Source organism: Nakamurella multipartita DSM 44233 (genome assembly GCF_000024365.1).
Classification (GTDB): Bacteria; Actinomycetota; Actinomycetes; order Mycobacteriales; family Nakamurellaceae; genus Nakamurella; species Nakamurella multipartita.
On sequence record NC_013235.1, the window covers coordinates 550,534 to 572,388 of the forward strand.

16 protein-coding genes are annotated in these 21,855 nt (G+C 72.0%); 5 read left to right on the top strand and 11 right to left on the bottom strand.

Annotated elements, in window-relative coordinates:
• Positions 1-55 precede the first annotated feature (55 nt).
• Positions 56-3,508 carry a BTAD domain-containing putative transcriptional regulator gene (locus NAMU_RS02470; protein ID WP_015745835.1) on the bottom strand — a complete coding sequence of 1,151 codons (3,453 nt, stop codon included), beginning with the start codon at positions 3,506-3,508 and terminating at the stop codon, positions 56-58.
• Between the two features lie 156 nt (positions 3,509-3,664).
• Here NAMU_RS02470 and NAMU_RS02475 point away from each other — a divergent pair, with 156 nt between their 5' ends.
• Positions 3,665-4,333: a hemerythrin domain-containing protein gene (locus NAMU_RS02475; protein ID WP_015745836.1), complete on the top strand. Its 669-nt coding sequence runs from the start codon at positions 3,665-3,667 to the stop codon at positions 4,331-4,333.
• A 155-nt stretch (positions 4,334-4,488) separates the two neighbouring features.
• On the opposite strand, the gene NAMU_RS02480 is transcribed toward NAMU_RS02475, so the two are convergent.
• Positions 4,489-5,064 (bottom strand): gamma carbonic anhydrase family protein, encoded by a 576-nt coding sequence (locus NAMU_RS02480; protein ID WP_015745837.1) that lies wholly within the window; start codon positions 5,062-5,064, stop codon positions 4,489-4,491.
• A complete protein-coding gene (locus tag NAMU_RS02485) occupies positions 5,064-5,609 on the bottom strand; it encodes a SixA phosphatase family protein (protein WP_015745838.1) in 546 nt (181 codons plus the stop codon). Before NAMU_RS02485 ends, NAMU_RS02480 begins: the two co-directional genes overlap by 1 nt.
• A gap of 76 nt (positions 5,610-5,685) precedes the next feature.
• On the opposite strand from NAMU_RS02485, the gene NAMU_RS02490 reads away from it, so the two are divergent.
• The gene (locus NAMU_RS02490; RefSeq protein WP_015745839.1) at positions 5,686-6,633 is read left to right on the top strand and encodes an acyl-CoA thioesterase; all 948 of its coding nucleotides are present in this window, start codon (positions 5,686-5,688) and stop codon (positions 6,631-6,633) included.
• Positions 6,634-6,658: 25 nt separating this feature from the next.
• On the opposite strand, the gene NAMU_RS02495 is transcribed toward NAMU_RS02490, so the two are convergent.
• Positions 6,659-7,909 carry an AI-2E family transporter gene (locus NAMU_RS02495; RefSeq protein ID WP_015745840.1) on the bottom strand — a complete coding sequence of 417 codons (1,251 nt, stop codon included), beginning with the start codon at positions 7,907-7,909 and terminating at the stop codon, positions 6,659-6,661.
• A 167-nt stretch (positions 7,910-8,076) separates the two neighbouring features.
• Here NAMU_RS02495 and NAMU_RS02500 point away from each other — a divergent pair, with 167 nt between their 5' ends.
• The gene (locus NAMU_RS02500) at positions 8,077-9,015 is read left to right on the top strand and encodes a hypothetical protein (RefSeq protein WP_015745841.1); all 939 of its coding nucleotides are present in this window, start codon (positions 8,077-8,079) and stop codon (positions 9,013-9,015) included.
• Between the two features lie 25 nt (positions 9,016-9,040).
• Here NAMU_RS02500 and NAMU_RS02505 read toward each other — a convergent pair whose 3' ends face one another.
• A complete protein-coding gene (locus NAMU_RS02505; protein ID WP_015745842.1) occupies positions 9,041-10,033 on the bottom strand; it encodes an antibiotic biosynthesis monooxygenase in 993 nt (330 codons plus the stop codon).
• A 5-nt stretch (positions 10,034-10,038) separates the two neighbouring features.
• Positions 10,039-11,436, bottom strand: coding sequence for a guanine deaminase (guaD, locus tag NAMU_RS02510; RefSeq protein WP_015745843.1), 1,398 nt, complete (start codon positions 11,434-11,436; stop codon positions 10,039-10,041).
• A 178-nt stretch (positions 11,437-11,614) separates the two neighbouring features.
• On the opposite strand from guaD, the gene hrpA reads away from it, so the two are divergent.
• Together hrpA and NAMU_RS26955 are read left to right on the top strand one after the other, a co-directional pair.
• Entirely contained in the window at positions 11,615-15,664 is a 4,050-nt protein-coding gene (gene hrpA / locus NAMU_RS02515) for an ATP-dependent RNA helicase HrpA (protein ID WP_015745844.1), read from the top strand.
• Between the two features lie 51 nt (positions 15,665-15,715).
• Positions 15,716-16,762 carry an alpha/beta hydrolase family protein gene (locus NAMU_RS26955; RefSeq protein ID WP_015745845.1) on the top strand — a complete coding sequence of 349 codons (1,047 nt, stop codon included), beginning with the start codon at positions 15,716-15,718 and terminating at the stop codon, positions 16,760-16,762.
• 6 nt (positions 16,763-16,768) lie between these two features.
• Here the strand turns inward: NAMU_RS26955 and NAMU_RS02525 are convergent, their stop codons facing one another.
• The 5 genes from NAMU_RS02525 to NAMU_RS02545 form a co-directional block, all read right to left on the bottom strand.
• Complete coding sequence (locus NAMU_RS02525) at positions 16,769-16,975, bottom strand: antitoxin (RefSeq protein ID WP_015745846.1); 207 nt, start codon at positions 16,973-16,975, stop codon at positions 16,769-16,771.
• 52 nt (positions 16,976-17,027) lie between these two features.
• Positions 17,028-18,638, bottom strand: coding sequence for a glucoamylase family protein (locus tag NAMU_RS02530; protein ID WP_015745847.1), 1,611 nt, complete (start codon positions 18,636-18,638; stop codon positions 17,028-17,030).
• Between the two features lie 87 nt (positions 18,639-18,725).
• Positions 18,726-19,931 carry a glycoside hydrolase family 1 protein gene (locus tag NAMU_RS02535; protein ID WP_015745848.1) on the bottom strand — a complete coding sequence of 402 codons (1,206 nt, stop codon included), beginning with the start codon at positions 19,929-19,931 and terminating at the stop codon, positions 18,726-18,728.
• Between the two features lie 73 nt (positions 19,932-20,004).
• The gene (locus NAMU_RS02540) at positions 20,005-20,901 is read right to left on the bottom strand and encodes a carbohydrate ABC transporter permease (protein ID WP_015745849.1); all 897 of its coding nucleotides are present in this window, start codon (positions 20,899-20,901) and stop codon (positions 20,005-20,007) included.
• Between the two features lie 8 nt (positions 20,902-20,909).
• Entirely contained in the window at positions 20,910-21,854 is a 945-nt protein-coding gene (locus NAMU_RS02545; protein WP_015745850.1) for a carbohydrate ABC transporter permease, read from the bottom strand.
• Position 21,855: the final 1 nt, after the last annotated feature.

A 21,855-nucleotide genomic window follows, 5' to 3' on the forward strand; every position in this document is an offset into this window, starting at 1 on the left:
ATGACGACGAGCACTTGCCGGCCACTTGCAGCCGGCCAGCGCCCGGGCCGGACCGTCAGTCCAGGGCGCGCGCGCGGCGGGTGGCCTCGTCGACCCAGTACCGGTTGCCGCAGGCGGCGGCCAGGTCGGCGCCGGCGCGGTAGAACTGCCGGGCCGCCTCGCGGTCGCCCAGGACCCGGGCCAGGTCGCCGAGGACGGTGTCCACCGGACCGACCGCGTACGAGCCGCTGCCGCCGCCGCCCAGCTGCCCGCGATAGGCCAACAGGTCGGCGTAGACGCCGGCCGCCTCGACCGGGTCGGCCAGCGCGGCCACGATGATGCCCCGCATGGTCAGCAGCAGGCCATGGAAGAAGTCGCGGCGGACCGGCCGGATGCCCCGCCGGAACTCGATCGCCTCCGCCCGCCGCCCGGCGGCCAGCAACGGGATGGCGAACAGGTCGGCGATGACGTCGGGGGCCTGGGTGTCGACCGAGGTGAGGGCGTCGGTGAACTCGGCCGCCCGGCCCTGGGTCATCCGCAGGGTCAGGAACGCCAGGGTGGTGATCCCGACCGCGTCCAGGGCGCCGCTGCCGCGCAGCGATTCGGCGCCGCGGGCGTAGTGCGCCTCGGACTCGTCCAGCCGGCCGGCGATGTGCGCGATGGCCCCCCGGTGCATGGACAGCAGGCCCAGCGCCTGACGCCACCGGTACCGGGCGACCAATTCCTCGATCTGGTCGACGTGCCCGGCCATCGTCCGGTGATCGCCGCGGATGCCCGCCGCGCGCACCGCCATGTAGTGCCCGATCAGCGCGAAGACCGCGAGCCCCGGTCGGCGGCCGATCTCCCGCAGCTCGTCGCCGATCCGAGCGGCCCGCTCGGCGTCGTGCTCGGGGCCGATGAAGCTGACCTTGGCGTGCAGGGCCAGGCCGAGCAGGACCGGATCGTCGAGCCGGCGGGCGATCGCCTCGGCCGCCTCGGCGTAGGGCAGCACCACCTCGGCCTCGTCCAGCTCACCGGCGAGCGCGCACAGCAGGCGGCACCGGGTCGCGTCGTCGGGTCGGGGATCGGTGCTGGCCAGGGCCCGCTTGATGGTCGCCACCATCTCCTCGTCGACGACGCCGTAGGGCCGGTTGATCCACGGCGTGGGCAGGTCCCAGGCGGTCAGGCTGCGCACCAGCAGGTCGACCCGGCCGGCCCGGTCGGCCTCCCGGATCGCTCGGTTCCGGGTGGCCAACGCCCGGACCCCGGCGCCGGCGGCCAGCTGCGAGCGGGACAGCCGGCTCAGCAGCTCGATCCGTTCGGCCAGCCGCGAGTCCGGACCGGCACCAGGTCCGACAGCAGGTCCGGCAGCAGGTCCGGCACCGGCGGGGCCCTCGGGCACCCGGGCCAGGTCGGCCAGGGCCTGTTCGTACAGGTCGGCCGCAGTCTCGTGCGCGTACCGCGCGACGGCCATGTCCGCGGCCCGGACCCCGGCGTCCACCGCCCGCCGGGCCGTCGCCGGGGTGCCGGCGTGGTGGTAGTGGTGGGCCAGGGCGGCGGCGTCGTCCGGGTGCACGGCCGTCACCGCATCCGCGATCCGGCCGTGCCAGCGGCTGCGGCGCAACTGTGGCGCGTCCTCGTACAGGGTGTCGCGCACCAGCACATGCGCGAACCGGACCCGGCCGGGCGCCGGTTCGATCAGCAGGCCGGCCAGCACCCCGGCCTCCAGGGCGTCCAGCACGGTGTCCTCGTCGACCTCGGCGGCGTGCACGAGCACGTCGATGTCGACGTCGCGGCCGATCACGGCGGCCAGCCGCAGCACCGACACCGTCACCTCGGGCAGCCGGGCGAACCGCCGGCGCAGGACGTCCCGCACCCCTTCGGGGACCTTGGACACGGCGACCAGGCTGCCCTCGCTGCCCAGCAGCCGGGCGCTTTCGGCCAGGTAGAAGGGGTTGCCGGCGGTGCGTTCGACCAGGGCGGCCAGGGTCGCCGGGTCGGGCTGGGTGCCGGCCACCGACCGGATCAGCCGGGCCGCCTGGCGGGTGTCCAGCCCGGGCAGGGCCAGCCGGGTCGGCGGCAACGCGGCCAGGCCGGCCAGCGCGTCCCGCAGTCCCGGCTGCACCTCGGCCGGCCGGTAGGCGGCCACCATCAGCAGCGGCACCCCGGCGGTCTCGCTGGCCACGGTGTCCAGCAGGGCGACGGTCTCCGAGTCCCCGCGGTGCAGGTCGTCCAGCACGATCACCAGCGGGCCGGTGCGGGCGGCCGCGGTCAGGTACCCGACCAGGGCGCGGCCGAGCAGGAACCGGCCGAAGGACGCGTCGGATTCGGCGGCCGGGCGGGCGGTCTCGTCCAGCAGCGGGGCCAGGGCCGGCGCGAACGGGCCCGGGTCGACGTCGGCGGCCAACGCCCGCACCACCTCCACCCAGGCCCAGGCGGGTGGCGCTCCGGCCGATTCGGGGCATCGCCCGAGCACCAGCCGCCACCGGTCCGCGCGCAGTTCCTGGGCGACCCGCTCGATCAGCGCCGACTTGCCGGCCCCGGCCTCGCCGGCGACCAGCACCACCCGGCGGTCGGACCGGGTACGCGCGTCGTGGGCGACCGTGTGCAGGGTGTTCAACTCGTCCTCGCGACCGACGAACGACCCGTCCGTCGGGGCCGGTCCGGAGGCCTCGTCGGACGGCGCCGGCCGGGCCACGGTCGCGGTCGCTGAATCGGTGGTGGCGGTGGTGGTCGGGCTGGCGGTGCTGATCGGGACGGGAACCGGAGCCGCGGCCGGGGCGGGCCGGCTCAGTCGCTGGGCCAGCACGTCGGCCTCGACCTCGAGCAGGGCCGCCCCGGGGTCCATGCCCAGTTCGTCGGCCAGGATGTCCCGGGCCCGGCGCAACGCGGCCAGGGCGTCCGCCTGCCGGCCGGTCAGGTACAGGCCCATCGCCAGCAGCCGCCACCCCTCCTCCCGCAGCGGGTACTCCCGGGTCAGCACCTCGGCGGCCAGCACGGCCTCGTCCGCGTCACCGGCGGTCAGCACCGCCTCGCACCAGCGTTCGCGGGCCACGATCCGCAGGCTTTCCAGCCGGCCGACCTCGGTGGCCGCCCAGGACTCGGTGCCGAACTCGGCATACGCCGGACCCCGCCACAGGTCCAACGCCTGCTGCAGCAGCGCCCGGGCCTGCGGTTGCCGGTCGGGCTCGGCGGCCTGCCGGACCAGGGCCTCGAACCGCCAGGCGTCGACCGCGTCGGGCGGCACCCGGATCGCGTACCCGGGCGGCTCGCTAACCAGGACCGTCGCCGGGGTGCGCGGCGCCCGATCCGGTTCCAGGGCCCGTCGCAGATGCGAGACGTAGGCCTGCAGGGCGCCGATCGCCCGCGGCGGCGCCTCGCCGTTCCACAGGTCTTCGACCAGCCGGTCGACCGACACCACCTGGCCGCGAGCGACCAGTAACAGGGCCAGCACGCTGCGTTGCCGGGGACCGCCGAGGTCCGGCCGCAGGACTCCCGCCCCCGTGTCGACGGAGGCGTCGAGTGCGCCGAGAACCCGCAGTCGCAACATCACGCAGGACTGTACCGGCGAGGCCCCTGGGGCCGGCCGGCCGCCGCTAGTCGGTGGCAAGCCGATCGCAATCACCGCCGGTGATCCTGGGCCGGTCCCGCCCTTCGCCGGGACCCACCGACCCGCCCGACCACCCGTCACCGACAGGAGCCCCTGATGACCGCCGCCACCAATGCCCGCCCGGACACCTTCGAGATGGTGTTCGTGCACAACGCCTTTCGCCAGCAGTTCGGGGCGATGCCCGGGCTCATCCGCGGGGTCGCCGACGGCGACCGGGACCGGGCGAGCGTCGTCGTCGGGTTCTTCACCGAGATGACCCGATCGCTGCACCACCACCACGAGGCCGAGGACGATCTGATGTGGCCCCTGCTGCTGCAGCGGGCACCGATGGACTCGGCGCTGATCTTGCGGATGGAGGAGCAGCACGAGCGGATCGCCGAGCTCTACCGGTGCGCCGAACGCAGCGCGGTCACCTTCGCGGAGCGGGCCGATCCGGTCAGCCGCGAGCAGTGGGCGGCCAACCTGGACGAGCTGATCGACGCGCTGACCGAGCACCTGCACGACGAGGAGGTCGAGGTCCTGCCGCTGGTGGAGAAGGTGCTGACGGTGCCCGAGTGGGAGGCCCTGGGGGAGCGCGGTCGGGCCGGCATCCCCAAGGACCGGCTGCTGGTGTTCCTCGGGTTCCTGTTGCAGGCCAACACCCCCGAGCACGGCCGGGACTTCCTGGGTCGGATGCCCCCGCCGGCCCGGCTGGCCTGGGCGGTGCTCGGCCGCCGGTCCTTCCGCAAGGAGTACCGGCGCGTCTACGGGGTCGACCCGTCCTGACCCACCCGATCGGAGCGCCGCGACTGCGCTGCGCAGTCGCGGCGGTGGGCCGCCCGGGGCATCCCGATCCCGATGCGGTGAACCGCGGTATCAGAACGGGGACCCATCCCTCCGATCCAGTGGTCGTCTGATCCGATGGTTCAACAGGGCGACCATCAGCCCGGGTTGCTGTTCTCCTTCTGGGGGGAGAGAACAGCGGCCCGGGCTTCGCTGGCGGCCCGGTGCGTCGCGGTCAACTCGGTGTAGTGCCGGGCGTTCTCCTTCACCCCGGTCTGCTCCTGCTCGGTGAGCTCCCGGCGGACCTTGCCCGGCACGCCGGCGACGAGCGAGCCCGGTGGGATCTGCGCGCCCTCCAGGACGACCGCACCCGCGGCGACCATCGATCCGCGGCCGACGACGGCGCCGTTGAGCACCACCGCGCCCATGCCGATCAGGCAGTCGTCCTCGATCGTGCTGCCGTGCACCACCGCGGCGTGGCCGACGCTGACCCCCGAACCGATGGAGCAGGCGAAGCCGGGGTCGGCGTGCACCACCACGCCGTCCTGCAGATTGCTGCCGGCCCCGATGGTGATGGTGCTGGTGTCGCCGCGGACGACCGCGCTGTAGAACACGCCGCTGCCCTCGCCGATCGTCACCGCGCCGATCACCGCGGCGGTGGGCGCGATCCACGCGGAGTCGGCGACCTGCGGGGTCCGGCCGGGCAACGAGATCAACGGGGAATGGTCGGTCATCAGCTCTCCTGAGGGGCGGGGTGGTCGCGAGGGATCGTGACGGCGATCAGCCGGCCGCCCGCGGGCACGCCGGACCATGGTCCGTCCACGGTCAGCACGGCAAAAGCCGAGGTGGGGAACTTGCGGGCGAGCGCGGCCAGGGCCGGCCGGTCCGAGTCCGGGCCGGCCAGGTCCTCGGCGAGGTCGGGCAGGCCGGGGAAGTGACCGACCACCAGCACGGTCGCGGCCGTCTCCGGGAGGGTGGCGATCAGGTCCAGCAACTCGTCGGACTCGGCGCCATAGATCTCGTCCCGGTACTCGACGGTGGTCCCGGCGTCCAGGCCGGATGCGGCCAGGGTCTGCCGGGTGCGCTCGGCCGTCGAACACAGCACCAGGTCGATCGCGGCCTCGCCGCGGTGGAGCAGGGTGCGGATGTGCTCGCCGGCCAGCGCCGCCTGCCGCCGGCCCCGGTCGGCCAGCGGCCGGGCATGGTCGGGCACGCCCGCCGGGTAGGCGGACTTGCCGTGCCGCAGCAGGATCAGGGTGCGTGGCGGTGGTGGGCTCACCGGACCATCCAACCCTGGCCGCGGCGGCCCCACATCCTGAGCGGACCGGTATGCGTTGACCCTAGGGTGACGTTTCATGGCGACCGGGCAGAGCGAGATCACCCTTCGGTTCCTGGCGGCGCCCACGGACGTGGCGACGCTGGGCGGATCCATCCACGGCGGACGGGTGCTCGAGTGGATCGACAAGGCCGCCTACGCGCTGGCCGTCGGGTGGAGCGGCCACTACTGCGTCACCGCCTACGTCGGCGACATCCGGTTCACCCGGCCGATCGAGTCCGGCAACCTGGTCGAGGTCACGGCCCGGCTGATGCGCACCGGCCGCAGCAGCATGGACGTGCACGTCACGGTGTCCTCGGCCGATCCGCAGGACGCGGTCTACACCGAGGCGACCACCTGCGTCGTGGTGTTCGTGGCCGTGGACGCGCAGGGCCGTTCGACCGCGGTGCCGGCGTGGACACCGGTCACCGAGCTGGACCACCGGCTGCTCTCGGACGCCCTGGAGCGGGTGACGGTCCGTCGCAACATCGAGAACGCGATGGCCGAACAGACATACACCAGCCAGGGCACGGCCCCGTCGATGACCCTGCGGTTCCTGGCCGCCCCGACCGACGTGAACTGGGGCGGCAAGGCCCACGGCGGCACCGTCATGCGCTGGATCGACGAGGCCGCGTACGCCGTCGCCGCCGGCTGGTGCAAGGGCGCGGCGATCGCCGCCTACTCCGGCGGGGTGCGGTTCTACCGGCCCATCCAGATCGGGCATGTGGTCGAGCTCGAGGCCCGGCTGCTGCGGACCGGCCGCTCCAGCATGCACATCGCCGTCCTGGTGTCCTCGGGCTCGCCGATCACCGGCGAGATGCAGCTGACCACGCACTGCCTGACGATCTTCGTCGCCCTGGACGAGGCCGGAAAGGCCAAGCCGGTGCCGCGCTGGCGCCCGCAGAGCGCCGAGGACAAGGCACTGGACGCGCACGCCCTGCACCTGGTCGAGCTGCGCCGGCAGATCCAGCCCACCGCCTTGGACTGAACCCGCATCGCTGGACCGGGTGCGGTCAGGCCGGGTCGGGATCGGGCGTGGGTCCGGAATTGGGCGCGGAATTGGGCGCGGAATCGCGCGCGGAATCGGGCGCCTCCTGCAGCTGCTCGCGGGTGTACCGGGCGATCACCTGAACCACGGCCACCGCCGGGACGGCCAGGAACGCCCCGACGATGCCGAACAGGGTGCCGCCCAGGGCGACCACGGCGATGGTCACCGCGGCGTGGATGTTCATCGTCTTGCCGACCAGGATCGGCTGCATCACGTTGCCCTCGAGCTGCTGGACGACCAGCACGATCGCCAGCACGCCCACGGCGGTCCAGATGCCGTTGGAGACCAGCGCGACCAGGACGGCGACCGACCCGGCGACGAACGCACCGACGATCGGCACGAACCCGCCGAAGAAGGTGAGCACCGCAATGGGCAGGGCGAACGGCACGCCGAGCAACCACACTCCGACGCCGATGAAGACGCCGTCGACCGCGGCGACCGCCGCCTGCGACCAGACGTACTGGCCCAGGGCGGTCCACACCCGGTCGGACAGCTCGGCGAAGTGGGTGCCGGCGGCGCGACCGATCCAGGTCCGCAGCCACGGCACGAACTTGGGGCCGTCCTTGAGGAAGAAGAAGCACAGCACCAGGGCCAGGACGAGGGTGATCACGGCCGAGCCGATGGCGGACAGGCTGCCCAGCACCACCCCGAGCACTTCCTGGCTGTTGCTCTGGATCTCGGAAATGCCCTTGTCCAGCAGCCCGCCCAGCGCGTCCGGGCCCAGGTTGAACGGGGGACCGGCCAGCCAGCTCTGCAGGGTGGTCAGGCCGGCGGTGGCCCGATCGACCAGCTCGCCGGCCTGCGAGGTCACCTGGGGAGCCAGCACCGCGATCAACCCGCTGAAGATCACCAGCAGGCCGATCAGGGCCACGATCGCGGCCAGGGCATTGGGCAGCTTGCGCCGCATGAACCGGACCGGCGGCCACAGGATGGTGGCCAGCAGCAGGCCGAGCAGGATCGGCAGGACCACACTCCAGAGCTGGCCCAGGATCCAGAACGCGGCGAACAACCCCACGCCGATGATCAGCAGGCGCAGCGTCCACTGCGAGTACTCCACGAGCCCGCGTTCCAACCGGCGCGCGGAGGCGGTGCTGACCGGTCCGGTGGGGCGATGACCGGCCAGGTCGTCGGCATCGGTACCGCCATCGGCACCGGTCCGGGAGTCGGGATCGGCGGCGACGGCCCGGCCTGCTCCCGGTGAGCGTCGTCCGAACATGGTGCCTCCCCTGCGGCCGGCCCGAACGGGCCGGCGTCGGGTTCATCTTTCCCTGCGGCCGGACCGGGCAACCGCCCGGACACCGGTCACGAAGTGGTCTCGGTCCGCTGGCGTACCGCCCCGGCCGGCCGCACAGTGGTCGCACACATTCAGCTCAGGGGGCACGGGTGGACGGGGAGCCGATCGGGGGGATCGCGGGCCGCCGGGCGGCCGTCGCGATCGCGGTGAGCCTGGGGGTGGTGTTGCTGGTCGCGGCGGCCGTGGTGCTGGTCACGGGCAACACCGGGGTCGCCGGTGAGGCGGTGGCCGCGCCGGTGTCCGAGCGGCCGCAGGCCGGTGACTGCCTGCTGGACGACCCGATCGGCGTGGTCTATGGCTCGCCGGGTGGCTCCAGCGAGTTGCCCGCCCTGCGAACCGCGGCCTGTGACGGGGCCCGGTACGGCGAAGTGGTCACCATCGGCGCCGGCACCGACCAGGACACCGCCGCCGACGACGGCACCCAGGACCAGTGCTGGAGTGCCGCCTACGGGTACCTGGGCGTCCCGGACCCGGTGACCACGGACCTGGACCGGGTTCCGGTGGCCGATGTCTGGCCCCTGCTGATCGGCCCCGACGATCGGCAGCGGGCCGCCGGTCAGGTCTGGTCGGCGTGCGTGGTCCACCTGGCCCCCAGCAAGTCCGACGACGGGGTCACGATCGACCATTCCCTGCGCGGGGCCTGGGCCCGACCCGAGGACGCGCACCTGTTCTCGATGTGCCTGGTGGACGGCGACTCGCAGGATCCGATCAACTGCGCCTGGAGTCACGGCGCCGAGCAGATCAGCTATGCGTGGGGCGACTCGACCCAGACGCCGGAGACGGCCACCGCGGCCTGCCGGGCCGATGCCGTCGATGCGCTCGGCTCGCCGGCCGCGCTGGACCGCGGCGACCTGGCCGTCTCGGTGGTCGCGTCCAGGTACGACGACGGGGAGCTGGTCACCGGTCCCGAGGCGGCCAGCGCGGACGGCGATTACTTCCTGGACTGCCTGCTGGTGCCGGCCCGGGCCGGTCAGGAGCTGGTCGGTCCGCTGCGCGGGCTCGGCGAGGCGCCCGCTCCGCTGCGGTGAGCACTGATGCGGTGAGCGGGCCTGCTCAGCGCAGGGCCAGCAGCACCGCGTACACGGCCATCGAGACCACGTACAGCGCAACGATGATCGCGTACCCGGCGACCTGGGTGCGGGCCGGGCCCGGCCGCATCCACCACTTGAACCGCCGGAACGCCCACGGCACCAGCAGCCAGCCCAGCAGCTGGGTGCTGACCAGGTTCCCGATGAACAGGGACAGCCAGAACGGCACGCCGTGGGCGGCGAACAGCGGGTCGGCGATGAAGTAGCCCCAGGCGAAGACCACCGGGTAGAGCATGAGCAGGACCAGCAGGTTGCTCTTGAACACCGGGTCCGGGGCCGCGGTGGGCTCCTGCCCGGACCAGAAGCCGAACCCGTAGGCGGAGCGGACCAGCCGCAGCTGCTGGGTGAAGCGTTCGCCGTCGGCCAGCAGGGCGGTGCGCTCCGGGGAGGCCAGCCAGGCGTCCAGGTGCTCGTCGGAGTCGAAGCTGAGCAGGACCACCCAGTCCTCCTGGACGCCGGGCACGGGGCGCTGCACCTTGTGCCCGACGAAGCCGTCGAACCGCGACTCGGCCGCGGCGACGGTCCGTTGCCAGGCCAGGAAGTCACGTTCCAGGCCGGGCGCGACGCGGGAGGAGATCAGCGCAGACACGGCGGTGCTGCGGTCCCGGTTGTTCTCGACGATCAGGTGGATCTCGTCGTTGCCGACGAAGTGGTCGCTGATCTGCGCGGCCAGGTCGGCCCGGTCCGGGCTCTGCAGCCAGGCCCGGGCGCTGTGCACGTCCCGGAACCGCTGCACGATCACCCAGTCCACCTGCACCGGTGGATTGGGTGGGATGACCCGCCGGTCCAGGAACCCCGGCCAGCTGGCCAGCCGGGCGGCCACCTGCTCCTGCCAGGCCTGGTAGGCCGGCGCCGAGGACTCGGCCAGCCGCCGGTGCACGACCAGGGCCACCGGGCCGTCGGGTCCGGCCGGACCCCAGGAACCGGGCCGGGCCGGGGAATTGAGCGAGGTGCTCACCGCGATCAGGGCTTCCGGTACGCGCGCTCGCCCATCAGCCAGGTCTGCTCGACGGCCCGCTCGTCACCGACCATCATGATCCCGAACAACACCTCGGCGGCGTCCTGCATCGTTCGCGGGGCCCCGTCGGGCAGCAGCAGGCTCATGTGCCAGGCGGTGGCCGGCGGGCCGCCGTTCCAGTCGAGCACGACGAAGTCGGCCTCCTTGCCGACGTCGAAATTGCCGACCAGGTCGTCGATCTCCAGCGCCTGGGCGCCACCCAGGGTGATCGAGTAGAACGCCCGGTACGGGGAGAGCTTGTTGCGCTCGGACTCGGCCAGGTCCTGCTCGCTGGGAACGACGCTGCCGTCGAGCAGGGTGTTGTTGAGCATGCCGACCTTGTAGGCGTCCTCGAGCACATTGAGCATGCTGAAGCGGTTGCCGCCGCCCATGTCGGTGCCGAAGGTGAGCTTCACCCGGTGTTCCGGGTCGGTCGCCCGGCCCAGCCGGAACAGGCCGCTGCCCAGGTACAGGTTCGAGCAGGGACAGAAGGTGACCGCGCCGCCGCTCGCGGACAACCGCCGGAACTCGTCGTTGGTCAGCCAGACGCCGTGCCCGCCGGTGAATTTCGGGCCGACCAGGTCGAACTTCTCGTAGACCGAGAGGTAGTCGGTGCAGCCGGGGTGCAGCGGCGGGACGCCGCGGACCTCGGCCGGGTTCTCCGAGATGTGGGTGTGCACCCACAGGTCCGGGTACTCGTGCTTGAGCCGCTGGCAGGTCCGGAACAGCTCCTCGGTCGCGCCGAAGGCGAACCGCGGAGTGATCGCGTACAGGTTGCGGCCCTGCCGGTGGAAGCGGGCGATTTGGTCCTTGGCCGCGGCCTCGAAGTCGGCCGGCGAGATGGTGAACCAGTCGGGTGCGTTCTGGTCGATGGCGGTGATGCCGGAGATCACCCGCAGGTTGCGGCGGGTGGCCTCCAGGAACAGCTCCTCGGTACAGACCGGCGCGCTGGAGGTGAACGCCTGGATGGTCGTGGTGCCCGAGGCGAGCAGGTTGTCGAAGAAGTGTTGCCCGCCCAGCTGGGCGTACTCGCGATCGGCGTACTTGCGTTCCTCGGGGAACACCGACTTCTGCAGCCACGGCAGCAGCTGCTCGCCGTAGGCGCCGAGCACGCGGGTCTGCGGGAAGTGGATGTGCCCGTCCACGAAGCCGGGCAGGATCAGCCGGTCGGCGATCTCGGTGACCGGGACCTGCGGGTGCCGGGCCCGGACCTCGGCGTAGGGACCGAAGTCGGCGACCCGACCGTCGCTGATGACCAGCAGCCCGTCGGCGTGGAACCGGGCCGACTCCTGTTCGGCGCCCACATGCCGCCAGGGGTCGTCGACGAAGTCGAGGAAGGTGCCGCGGACCGCCGTGGTGGCCATGAATCCCCCTGTGTTCGCCCCCATGCCGCAGCATCGAGGCCGATGAGTGTCCGAACGACAAGATGTGCGCCCTGAGACTAGTCCTAATGAGCAACTCCGGCACGAGTGGAGTAATGACGGGTCGCGAGCGGCCGGTGGGGGTCGCACCCGCGGTGCGGCGACCTATCCTGGCGGGGACATGAGCGTGCATCAGGCCCCGGACGCCGAACGGACCGAACGGCTGGCCGACCTGACCATCGTCGACCGGCGTCGGCTGCAGGGGCGGCTGCGCAGTGCCGAACGGATCCCGGACCCGGCCAAACGCGACCTGGTGCTGGCCGAGATCGATCACCAGCTCGAGGCCGGGGCAGCCCGGCTGGCCCGGCGTCAGGCCGCGGTCCCCACGATCACCTTCCCGGCCCAGCTGCCGGTCTCGGCCCGGGTGCAGGACCTGGCCCGCACCATCGCCGAGCACCAGGTGGTGATCGTGGCCGGGGAGACCGGGTCGGGCAAGTCGACCCAGTTGCCCAAGTTGTGTCTGCAGCTGGGGCGGGGGGTCCGCGGCATGATCGGGCACACCCAGCCCCGGCGGATCGCCGCCCGGGCGCTGGCCGAACGGATCGCCGAGGAGACCGGCACCCAGCTGGGCGGCGCGATCGGCTACTCGATCCGGTTCGGCGACCACACCGGCCCGACCACCCTGGTCAAGCTGATGACCGACGGCATCCTGCTCACCGAGATCGCCCGGGACCGGATGCTGTGGGCCTACGACACGATCATCATCGACGAGGCCCACGAGCGAAGCCTGAACATCGACTTCCTGCTGGGCTACCTGCAGGGCCTGCTGCCGCAGCGTCCCGATCTCAAGTTGATCATCACCTCGGCCACCATCGATCCCGGCAAGTTCTCCCGCCACTTCGCCGACGCCCCCGTCGTCGAGGTCTCCGGGCGGACCTTCCCGGTCGAGATCCGTTACCGGCCCTACGGTCTGGACGCGCTGCCGGAGGTGGACGATCCGGACGCCGAGCAGTCCCGCGGTTCCTCCGAATCGGCCGACCAGGGTCAGGCGATCACCGCCGCGGTCGACGAGCTGCTGGCCGCCGGGGACGGCGACATCCTGGTCTTCCTGTCCGGCGAGCGGGAGATCACCGACACCACCGAGGTGTTGCGCGGCCACCTGGCCGGCCGGCGGGGCCTGACCGAGGTGCTCCCGCTGTACGGGCGGCTGTCCTCGGCCGATCAGCACAAGGTCTTCTCCGCGCACCCCGGACGGCGGATCGTGCTGTCCACCAACGTGGCCGAAACCTCGCTGACCGTCCCCGGGATCCGGTACGTGATCGACCCCGGCACCGCCCGGATCTCGCGGTACTCGCCGCGCAGCAAGGTGCAGCGGCTGCCGATCGAGCCGATCTCGCAGGCCTCGGCCGGTCAGCGGGCCGGCCGCTGCGGCCGGGTGGCCAACGGCATCTGCATCCGGCTGTACTCGGAGAAGGACTTCGACGAGCGGCCCGCCTACACCGACCCGGAGATCGCCCGCACCTCGCTGGCCTCGGTCATCCTGCAGATGGCCGCCCTGGAACTCGGCGACATCGTCGACTTCCCGTTCCTGGACCCGCCCGACCAGCGGCAGATCACCGACGGCGTCACCGTGCTCACCGAGCTGGGGGCGATCGACCGCAGCGCCGGCGACCGGGTCCGGCTGACCCCGACCGGCCGGGAGATGGCCGACCTGCCGCTGGATCCCCGGCTGGCCCGGATGCTGGTGGAGGGCGAGCGGCGCAACGTCCGGCGGGAGATGCTCGTGCTGGTCTCCGCGCTGGCCGTCATCGACGTCCGCGAGTACCCGCTGGACGAGCGGGACAAGGCGACCGCCGCGCACGCCCGTTTCGTCGACGGCAACTCGGACTTCAACGCCCTGATCAGCCTCTGGGCGTACCTGGAGGAGCAGGCGAAAACTCAGTCCGGCAACGCCTTTCGCCGGATGTGCCGCCGCGAGTACCTGAACTACCTGCGCATCCGGGAATGGCAGGACCTGCACGCCCAGCTCAGCCAACTGCTCGACGGCGGGCGCCGTCGCGGTGGCCGGCGCCGGCCGGATCGGCCCGCCCCGGCCGACCGGGGCAGCCTGCCCCAGCGACGCGATCCGGACGCCACTCAGGGTGGCCGCGGCTCGCTGGCCGTGGACGTTGACACCGAGCGGGTGCACACCGCCCTGCTGGCCGGGCTGCTCTCGCACATCGGGCTGCGCAAGGAGGGCACCCGCGAATACCAGGGCACCCGCGGCATCTCCTACTCGATCTGGCCCGGCTCGGCGCTGGCCCGCACCGGCCCGGTCCTGGTGGTGGCCGCCGAACTGGTCGAGACCAGCCGGTTGTGGGCGCGGATCTGCGCCCGGGTCGAACCCGGCTGGGTCGAGCAGGTCGGCGCGGACCTGTTGCGCCGCAACTACTCCGAACCGCGGTGGAACGGCAAGCGGGCCAGCGTGGAGGCCACCGAGAAGGTGACCCTGCTCGGCGTCACCCTAATCGCCGCCCGCACGGTGCAGTTCGACCGGATCGACCCGGAACTGTCCCGGGAACTGTTCATCCGCCATGCCCTGGTCGAGCGGGACTGGCAGACCCGGCACCGGTTCTTCGCCGACAACCAACGGGCCCTGGAACAGGTCACCGAGTGGGAGGAACGGGCCCGGCGGCGGGACATCCTGATCGACGACGACACCATGTTCGCCCTCTACGACGCGCGGATCCCGCCGCAGGTCACCTCGGGCCGGCACTTCGACTCCTGGTGGAAGAAGGCCTCCCGCACCCAGCCCGACCTGCTCACGCTCACCCCGGACATGCTGATCGCGGCCGGCGCCGAGCGGTTCGACTCGGCCGCGTTCCCCGACCGGTTCACCTCCGGCGAGGTGGAGCTGCCGCTGGACTACGTGTTCGACCCCGGTCGGGCCGACGACGGGGTGACCGTGAGCATCCCGCTGCCCGTGCTGGCCCGGGTGGACCCGGCCGGCTTCGAGGCCCAGATTCCCGGCCTGCGCGCCGATCTGGCCGTCGCGCTGATCCGCACCCTGCCCAAGACGCTGCGGCGCAACTTCGTGCCCGCCCCCGATTTCGCCCGGGCCGCGTTGGACCGTATCGATGCCGCCCGCCCGCTGGCCGAAGAACTTGCCGGCGCGTTGACCCGGATGACCGGGGTGGTCGTCCGTACGGCCGACTTCGACCCGGACAAGGTGCCCGAGCACCTGCGGATGAACTTCCGCATCGTCGACGAGCACGGCGCCACCGTGGCCAGCGGCCGGGACCTGCCGACGCTGCAGTCGACGCTGCGCACGGACACCCAGCGGGCGGTGGTCCAGGCCACCAAGTCGCTGGAACGCCATGGCCTGACCGCCTTTCCCGAGCCCGGGGTGCCGCGGCGGGTGCGGGCGCGGGTGGCCGGGCACGAGGTCACCGGGTACCCGGCGCTGGTGGTGGAGGGGCCGGGCACCGTCGGTGTAGCCGTCTTCGACAGCGAGGCCGACCAGCGCCGCGCCATGCGGGCCGGCACCATCGAGCTGCTGGCCGCCGCGCTGACCCCGTCGCTGACCCGGGTCCGGCAGCTGCTCACCCGCGAGCAGCAGATCACCCTGGCCACCGCGCCCGGCACCACCATCCCAACCCTGGTCGCCGACGCCACCCGGGCCGCGGTGGACGCCCTGCTCGACTGGGCGGGCGGGCCGAGCTGGAGTGCGGCCGGCTTCGCCGCGGTCCGGACCAAGCTGACGCCGAGCATGCTCACGTCGGTCCGCGACGTGCTGGCCGCCGCCGAGACGGTGCTCAGCGCGGCCGGCGCGGCCGCGCGAGCGCTGGACACCGCGGAGCGAGGCCCAGGGGCGGCCGCGGTCGCCGACCTGACCCGGGACATGCGCGCCCAGTGGCGGGCGGCGGTGGCCCCCGGGTTCATCGTGGCCACCGGCGCGGCCGGCCTGCCCGACCGGGCCCGGCAGCTGCAGGCACTGCGGATCCGGGCGGAGCGGGTCCGCGAGGCGGCCGGGCGGGACCGGGAGCGCCTCGCCGAGATCCGCGAATTGCAGGCCGAGGTGGACCGCGCGGTCGAGGAGCTCCCCGAGGAGCGCCGGTCGGACCCGGACGTGCAGGCCCTGCACCACCTGCTGGCCGAGTACCGCGTCGCCCTGTTCGCGCAGCCGATGCGCACGTCGGTGCCGGTCTCGGCCAAGCGCATCCGATCGGCCGCCGCGGCGCTGGGCGGCTGAGGTTCACCCGGACCACACGGCGATCGCTCCCGGTCCAGGAACAATGAGCGGGTGAAACCGGCCCGGACAGCGATCGCCGTGCTGGCGGGCGCCCTGCTGCTCGCCGCCTGCGGATCGGCCGCGACCCCGCGGCCGGCCCCGGCGTCCACCACCGCGCCGTCGGCGAGCGTCCCGTCCGCCGTCGGGCCGGCCGCCCCGGTCGATCCCGCCGGCCCGGCCGCGTCGGACGATCCCGCCGGTCCGCCGTCCGAACAGGCCGGCGACCCGTCCGGAGACGCGCCCGGGGACCCGTCCGGCGCTCTGCCGGCGGCGTTCTCCGACGACGAGACGATGGTCTGGATCCCGGCCGGCGACCATCGCGTCCCCGGCACGCTCGCCCTTCCCGCGGCGGCCCCCGGCCGGCCGGTGCCGGCGGTGCTGCTGCTGCACGGCGATCTGAGCAGCCGGGACGAGAACGCGCAGATGTTCGCGCGGCTGGCGGCGGCGTTGGCGGCGCGGGGCATCGCCTCGCTGCGCATCGACTTCGCCGGAACCGGGGATTCGGAGGAACCCGATCTGGCCCTCGACTACCCCGACATGGTCGCCGACGCCACCGCGTCCCTGGACTACCTGCGCGCCGATGAGGTCGTCGACCCGGCCCGGGTGGCCGTCCTGGGCCTGTCCCGTGGCGGCGGCGTCGGGGCGACGGTGACGGGCACCGAGCCGGGTGTCGCGGCCTTCGTCTCCTGGAGCGGGGCCGTCTACAACGGGTACGACGAGGACCCGGACGGCCATGACCTGGCCCGCGAGGATGGGTACGTGCCGCTGGATGTCGGCGACCGCACGTTCAAGCTCGGGCTGAACTGGTTCGACACCATCGAGCAGTCGCACCCGTTGGACGACATCAGCGGCTACACCGGGCCGGTGCTGGCCGTGGTCGGCTCCGACGACCAGATCGTGGACCCGGAGGTGTCGACGATCTTCCTGGACACCGTGGCCAGCCCCGACACCACCTTGCATGTGGTGGACGGGGCCGACCACGGCTTCTCGGCCGACCAGGCCGTGGGGGACGAGGCGATCGGCGTCACCACCGACTGGCTCGTCGCCCGGCTCGGCTGACCGGCCTCAGACCACCGGGGGCGGCGGCTGCTGGTCGGTGCCGGCGGCCTGGTCGACCAGGCCGTGCAGCTTCTGCTCGATCGGATCGACCTTGTCGTGCCCGACCTTGTCGCCGACGAAATCCCCGGTCTTGGTGATGCCGTCCTTGATGGTGTCGGCGTGCTGGGCGACCAGCCCCTGCGCCTTGTCCTTGAGTTCGTTGAAGTCGACCATGGCTGTGCTCCCCGAGTCGGAATGGTGCTGACCCGATCAAGCCTAGCCAGCGCTAGGACTGCAGACCGGCGCCGAATTCCTCGATCTCGATCAGCGGCCGGATCTGCCGGCGGATGTCCCCGGTCGCGAAGGCGTTGCGGATCACCCCGCCGCCGATCACGTTGCCGATCGAACCCATGATCATGGCCTGGTCCAGCGAAAGGTAGCGCTTGGCCACGGTGCGCGACCTGACGGCCACCGCGTCGTAGAAGCCGCCCTCGCCGTAGGCGCCGAGATCCACCAGCTTGACCAGGTTGTCGTAGGCCGGGCCGGGCTCCATGTGCATGGCCAGGAACAGGGCGTGCGGGGTGACCACGCCGTCGCCATAGGTCGGCGTCGGGTTGGTGCCGGCCCGGCACCCGTCGTACCCGGCGTCGTAGTTGGTCTTCTCCGCGTCCGAGAGGTACCCGTCGGGGTTGAGCCCGATCGCGTCCACGCCGTACTCCCGGTACCCACCGCCGGGTTCACTGGCCGGGGAGAAACCCCAGTAGCCGTACTGGGCCTCGTCCAGACCGTGCTCGCGCTGGGCCCGGACGGTCAGCCGGTGGTTGACGCCCCAGGACCGGGGCGCCCACTCCTCCTCGGGGACGAACATTGCCGGCATCAGCGATTCGAACATCGAGCCGCCCCAACCGGGCACGATCCGCATGCCTCGGTAGGTGTAGGCGCCCTCGAAGACGTCGATGCCCAGGTAGGTCCGGGTCTGGCCGATCGGCCGCTGTTCCTGCCAGGACCAGGCGCAGCCGACATCGGGGAAGGTGCGCCAGGTTCCGAAATAGTGCTGGGCCGGTACCTGCCCGCGGGCGATCGCGATGTAGGAGGCGATGCGGGTTTCGGACACGGTGGTGTCGTAGTGGAAGCCGGTGTACCAGACCTCCGGTCCGCTGCCGAGGTAGTTGCCGCGCACCGCCGTCGTTTCCTTGTCCGGCTTCTCGCCGTCCCAGAAGCCGCCCCGCAGCAGTCCGACACCCAGATCGGCCCGTGCCGCCGGGTTGTAGAAGACCGCGAAGTTCATCGGGTCCCAGAGTTTTCTGGCCAGTGCCGCGTTAGGCCGGTCGGCCTGCTGCACCACCATCAAAGCTGCCGCCAGCCAACCGTTGTCGACGCTGGACAGGAACGGGTAGACCCGGCTGCCGTCGGTGGGCCAGGTGGTCAACACCTCGCCGGTGGCCTCGTCGTACCAGTTGTAGAACATCCCACTCGGTTCGTGCCGGGTCATCGTCGACAGCGTGCGCAGCGTCGAGCGGATCCGGCTGCTGCATTCGGGCTTGGAGATCAGGCCGAGCTCGCGGGCGACGATTGCGCTCCACAGGTAGCCGCCGATGTTGGTGGGGGAGGTGTAGCCGCTGCGGTGCGGTGCGGCCAGCGGGCCGTCGATGTTGTCGGCGGTCAACCCGGTCCGCTCGTCGGTCATCGCCACCAGCGACGCCCAGGTGTCGGCCGCCCACCGGCGGACCTGCCGGACCGCCGCGGCCGGCAATCCGTCTCCGGGACGGGGCCCCGGGCCGCCGGCGCCGGGCGGCCGCGGGTCGGCTGCGGCCGTGCTGGTGGTGATACCGAAGGCGCCGGCGGCCGCCACGGCCGCCCCGCCGATGAGCAGGGTGCGACGGTTGAATGAGGTCATCGTTGACTCCCTTGGTGGACCGCGATGGTCGGATGGTGCGCCGCGCCGGTCGGGCCGGCGCCAGGTCGGCCGGTGCCGACCCGCTCCTCAGGGGGTGCCGACCCGCTCGTCGGCGGGGCCGAGCGCGTTCGCCCGGGCCACCCGTCCGAGCCAGCCCAGGCTGTTCTTGGGGTGCCGGGCGAAGGTCTGGCGGTCCCACGCGATCAGACCGAAAGTCGGCCGGTAGGAACCCCATTCGTAGTTGTCCAGGGCGGACCAGTGCAGGTAGCCCAGGACGTCGACGCCGTCGCTCATGGCCTGGTGCAGGCCGGTGAGCGCGCCGCGGGTGTAGTCGATGCGCCGCTGGTCGTCCGCGGTGGCGATGCCGTTCTCGGTGACGAACACCGGCACCCCGCCGGTCCGGGCCCACGCGTTGCGCACGCCGATGCCCAGCGCCGGCGGGAAGTACTCCCAGCCGGTCAGGGTGGTCTCGGTGCCCTCGGGGATCGGGCGGGGCCCGTCGGGTCCGATGAAGGTGCGGGTGTACGCCTGCACGCCGACCCAGTCGTCGCCGCGGGCGGCGTCCAGGAAGAAGTCCTCCCGGGGGTAGCCGTAGTCGCGGGTCTGCTGCTCACAGCCCGGTTCCGCGTGGAACGCCTGAGTCGCGACGGACCAGCCGGTCCGCAGCGCCGGGGCCGAGCCCAGGACCTGCCGCGAGCGGACATGAGCCTGCCGCATCACCTCGGAGATGGCCTCGTCCGGGGCCGGCAGGCCGGAGGCCACCAGGTCGGTCTCGCGCCGGCCGTGGATCATCGACACGATGTTGGGTTCGTTGATCGTGCAGACCCAGTCGACGCCGTCGGCGACGATGGGCAGGCTGAACTCGGTGAACCGGGCGAAGCGGTCGACGGCGTCCGGATGCCGCCAGCCGCCCCGGGCGTCCATCCAGCGCGGCACCGTGAAGTGCAGCATGGTGACCATCGGTGTGAGCCCGAACTCGTGGCAGGCGGCCACCATTCGCCGGTAGTGGTCGATGGCGGCGCGGGAGACGAAACCCTCCTCGGGTTCGATCCGGCTCCATTCCAGGCTGAACCGGTAGGCGTTCAGGCCGGCGTCGGCGAGCAACGCCATGTCCTCGCGGTAGCGGTGATAGCTGTCGCAGGCGTCACCGCTGGGTTCGGCGATGCCGCTGCCGGGGGTGTGTTCGCGGGCCCACCAGTCATTGTTGACGGTGTTGCCCTCGACCTGGTGGGCGGCGGTGGCCGCCCCCCAGGCAAAGCCCTCCGGAAATGCCAGGGTGGCCGTCGTCGTCATCGAGAGAAGTCCTTTCGGAGCGCCGGAGGCGCCGTCGAGTCGTCGGGGTCGGGCGGCTGACGTTCCGGTCAGCTCACTTGATGCCGGCGGTGGCCACGCTCTGCACGAAGAACCGTTGCAGCAGCACGAACAGCAGCACGATGGGCCCGATCACCAGCACGGACCCGGCCTGCAGCAGGCCGTAGTTGGTGGCGTTCTCGCCGGTGGAATACAGCGACAGGGCCACCGGCAGGGTGTACATCTGCTCGCTCTGGGCGGCGACCAGCGGCCACAGGAAGTTGTTCCAGGAACCGAGGAAGGTCAGGATGCCCAGCGTGGCCAGCGGCGGCCCGCACAACGGGATCACCACGCGGAAGAAGATCCGCAGCTCGCCGGCCCCGTCGATCCGGGCGGCCTCGATCAGCGAGTCCGGGATCCCCATCATGAACTGCCGCATCAGGAAGACCCCGAGCGGCGAGGTCAGGAACGGCAGGATCAACGCCGGGTAGGTGTTGAGCAGGCCCAGCTTGCTGACCAGCACGAACAGCGGCACGAAGGTCACCACGCCGGGGACCATCAGGGTGAGCATCGCCAGCAGGAACAGCAGCCGTTTGCCGGCGAACTCCATCTTGGCCAGCGCGTAGCCGATCATCGAGCAGAACAACAGGTTGCCCAGCACGGTGACGACCGCGACGATCAGGCTGTTGACGAAGAACGTGCTGATGTTCAGGTCAGTGAACCAGGTCGCGTAGTTGCTCAGCGTCGGCTCCTGGGGCAGGAAACCCGAGGGATCGCGCAGGATCTCGCCGTCGGTCTTGACCGAGCCCAGCAGCATCCAGACGAACGGCATCAGGGTGGCGACCACTCCGATCACCAGCAACAGATAGACGATCAGCCGTCGCCGCCGACGGCTACGCCGTCGGGGATTCGCGGTCAGGGTGGGCGCCCCGCCCGGTTCGAGCGCGAGCGGGGTCTCATCGGAAATGGTCATGGTGGCCATCAGTCCTTGGATCGCAGGGCGCGGAACTGGACGACGCTGAGCAGGGCGATCGCCACGAACAGCACGTAACTGGCCGCCGAGGCGTAGCCGTACTTGCCGAACCCGAACTGGTTGAAGGTGAAGTAGCTGATCGACAGGGTCGAGTCCAGCGGGCCGCCCTTGGTCATCACGAAGGGTTCCTCGAAGAACTGCAGGTACCCGACCGAGGACAGGACGGCGCCGAGCAGCAGGGTGGGCCGCAGCAACGGCAGGGTGATCCTGGCGAACCGCTGCCACGGTCCGGCGCCGTCGATCGCGGCGGCCTCCTTGACGTCCTCCGGGATGGTCTGCAGGCCGGCCGGGAAGATGATCATCAGCGTGCCCATGCTGCGCCAGACGGCCATCAGGATCAGCGCCGGCATGGCCCAGGTCGTGCTGTTCAGCCAGTCCGGACCGGTGATGCCGACCCAGCTCAGCACCGAGTTGAGCAGGCCGTCCGGTTGCAGGATGAACCGCCAGACCACCGCGATGGCAACGATGCTGGTCACCACCGGGGTGTAGAAGCCGACCCGGAACACGGTGCGGAACTTGGTGATTCCGCTGTTCAGGGCGACCGCCAGGAGCAGCGCGACCATCATGGTCAGCGGAATCCCGACGATCACGAAGTACCCGGTGTTGACCAGCGAACGCAAGAATTGCGGGTTGCCGAAGAGGTCGGCGTACTGGTCGATCCCGACGAAGCCGACGGCCAGCGGGGTGGTGACGTCGCGGCTGGTGAAGTCGGTGAACGACATCAGGAACGAGGACAGCAGCGGGAACACCATGAACACGCTGAAGACCAGGACGAACGGCAGGGCGAACAGCCAGGCGATGAGCGTCTGCCGGCGGCGGCGCGAGATGCCGGGGTCGACCCGCGCCCCCCCGGGGCCGGCGACGGCCCCCGGGAGGGCGGTGGTGGTGGCCATG

Coding starts and splice junctions, on each gene's coding strand:
- NAMU_RS02525 (WP_015745846.1), bottom strand. CDS start 16,975: ATGGTCGACTTCAACGAACTCAAGGACAAGGCGCAGGGGCTGGTCGCC.
- hrpA (WP_015745844.1), top strand. CDS start 11,615: ATGAGCGTGCATCAGGCCCCGGACGCCGAACGGACCGAACGGCTGGCC.
- NAMU_RS02490 (WP_015745839.1), top strand. CDS start 5,686: ATGGCGACCGGGCAGAGCGAGATCACCCTTCGGTTCCTGGCGGCGCCC.
- NAMU_RS02545 (WP_015745850.1), bottom strand. CDS start 21,854: ATGGCCACCACCACCGCCCTCCCGGGGGCCGTCGCCGGCCCCGGGGGG.
- NAMU_RS02470 (WP_015745835.1), bottom strand. CDS start 3,508: ATGTTGCGACTGCGGGTTCTCGGCGCACTCGACGCCTCCGTCGACACG.
- NAMU_RS02535 (WP_015745848.1), bottom strand. CDS start 19,931: ATGACGACGACGGCCACCCTGGCATTTCCGGAGGGCTTTGCCTGGGGG.
- guaD (WP_015745843.1), bottom strand. CDS start 11,436: ATGGCCACCACGGCGGTCCGCGGCACCTTCCTCGACTTCGTCGACGAC.
- NAMU_RS02495 (WP_015745840.1), bottom strand. CDS start 7,909: ATGTTCGGACGACGCTCACCGGGAGCAGGCCGGGCCGTCGCCGCCGAT.
- NAMU_RS02475 (WP_015745836.1), top strand. CDS start 3,665: ATGACCGCCGCCACCAATGCCCGCCCGGACACCTTCGAGATGGTGTTC.
- NAMU_RS02540 (WP_015745849.1), bottom strand. CDS start 20,901: ATGACCATTTCCGATGAGACCCCGCTCGCGCTCGAACCGGGCGGGGCG.
- NAMU_RS02480 (WP_015745837.1), bottom strand. CDS start 5,064: ATGACCGACCATTCCCCGTTGATCTCGTTGCCCGGCCGGACCCCGCAG.
- NAMU_RS02530 (WP_015745847.1), bottom strand. CDS start 18,638: ATGACCTCATTCAACCGTCGCACCCTGCTCATCGGCGGGGCGGCCGTG.